At 58.5% G+C, this 1925-nt stretch carries 2 protein-coding genes; both read left to right on the top strand.

The genetic code is table 11. The features are described 5' to 3' along the window. Nucleotides 1-418: 418 nt before the first annotated feature. A complete protein-coding gene (locus PGW49_RS10290) occupies nt 419-955 on the top strand; it encodes a PTS sugar transporter subunit IIA (RefSeq protein WP_270226434.1) in 537 nt (178 codons plus the stop codon). A gap of 236 nt (nt 956-1191) precedes the next feature. Next, nucleotides 1192-1749: a hypothetical protein gene (locus tag PGW49_RS10285; RefSeq protein WP_270226433.1), complete on the top strand. Its 558-nt coding sequence runs from the start codon at nt 1192-1194 to the stop codon at nt 1747-1749. Nucleotides 1750-1925: the final 176 nt, after the last annotated feature.

Below are 1925 nucleotides of genomic sequence, written 5' to 3'. Positions count from 1 at the left end.
GTACCGCAGGAAGCTTGGATACGCCTAGGCGCGGTCCAAGAAATCGTCCGCACCCCCAAGTAGGAGATTATCCACGTTCGCTAGTTAAGCGTCCAAAAATCCACGCTCGCCAAACCTACCAAAAAGGGACAGGTTTATTTTGGCACGCTTCGGTCGGTGTCAGGAAGTGTCAGGGACGGGGCGGCGACAGGACTCGAGAGCGAAAAGAAGTATCGGGTTTGGTGCGCCCGCTTCTGCCCGTCCCGTGCGCAGACGATACTCGGCTTATCGACCCGCAATGCAAAGGAGATGCTCGTCCCACGAGCACTACCGGGAAGGGCTCGCGATTCGAGTCCCCACCTTAGCATTTGAACCATTTGGCACTATAATTACTGTAGGCATGCGCACAACGTTGCGCTTAATCAAGAGGAGAAAACGTATGGGTCTGTTTGACATGTTCAAGAAGAAGGCTGAGCCCGCGGCTGTCGCTGCTCCGGCCTCCATCTCTGCTTCTGCTGGCGCCGACGTGCTGTGCTCGCCCGTCAAGGGCAAGGTCATCAAGATGGCCGACGTGCCCGATCCCGTCTTTGGTGGCGAGGTTCTGGGCAAGGGCTGTGCCGTGTGGCCCGAGGACGATCTGGTCTACGCTCCCTGCGACGGTAAGGTGACCGTCACCATGGGTCACGCCGTGGGCTTGCAGTCCGATAGCGGCATCGAGGTTCTGGTGCACGTTGGCGTCGATACCGTCAACATGAACGGTGACGGCTTCGAGGGCTTCGTCAAGGCTGACGACGTCGTGAAGGCCGGCCAGCCCATCCTCAAGATCGACCGCGCCAAGATTGCTGCCGCCGGTTACAAGGACTGCGTCGTCGTGGCCGTGTCCAACACCGCCGAGTTTGCCGATGTCGAACTCGCCGTCGAGGCCGACTCCGCTGTCGCCGCCGGTGACGCCATCGTTAAGGTCGTCCGCAAGTAAACTGCGGCGTTCAAAGGATGTGCAAGGGTGGTCGGGTTTTCCGGCCACCTTTTTTATTGCACCGTGGGGAAGCGTTTTATTGCGCGTTGGGCGGGCTTGCAAACCGTTCGGACGCTAAAACGAACCGACCGCGCCTTCGCGTTGCCGAGGGTGTTCATAAGTGGATAGTATGGGCTTACTTATTACAACGTGTGCCGCGTCCGGGAAGCGCGGTGCCGCTCATTGGGAGGAACAACATGAAAAAGAAGCTGCTGCTTGCGCCCCTCATGGCCGTCTTGGTTGCATGCGTGGTCGTGCTTTCCGGCTGTGGAGGTCCTTCGGTTGAGGAGCTCATCACCGAGGATCTTACGACGCAGTTTGACGAGGTCAAGAACGGTGGCGACGACTTCCTCTCTGGTCTGGAGGAGGCTTCGGGCGACGAGTTCAAGCAGCTGGGTATCGATCCCAAGGAGTACGCCAAGACCTATCTTGAGGGCTTTGACTACAAGATCGGCGACGTGACGGTCGACGAGGACAAGGGTGTCGCGACCGCCGAGGTCTCCATCACCTGCAAATCTATGAACAAGATCGTCGAGGACTTCTCCACCCAGTATCAGGAGAAGGTCGCCGCGCTTGACACGGCTCCTTCCGATGACGAGCTGTACAAGATGGCCGGTCAGGTTATGGTCGATGTGACCAAGGCCACCGAGCCCAGGAAGACCACGGTTATCTTCAAGTACACCTGCAACGACGACGGTGTGTGGTCTGCCGACGACTCCGTCAACTCCGAGATGATGGATGCAATGCTGAGCTAGTTCGTTGCGGCGTTTTACCAAACGCCGCAACTGCTCGACGCTGCAAGCCCGCCAGAGCGGCAATCTGCCTTTCAACTTCGGCGGCATGACCAGAAGGTCAATGCCGCCTCGTTTCAGGACACCTTGCTCGCCCTGGCGGGCTTTCGCTCATATGACCCAATCCGCTGTCAAGAGCC

It is taken from the genome of Collinsella aerofaciens (assembly GCF_027679495.1).
In the GTDB taxonomy this organism is placed as follows: Bacteria; Actinomycetota; Coriobacteriia; order Coriobacteriales; family Coriobacteriaceae; genus Collinsella; species Collinsella aerofaciens_AK.
Note: the sequence above shows the minus strand (reverse complement) of the source record. Positions and strands in the feature narration are given on the sequence as shown.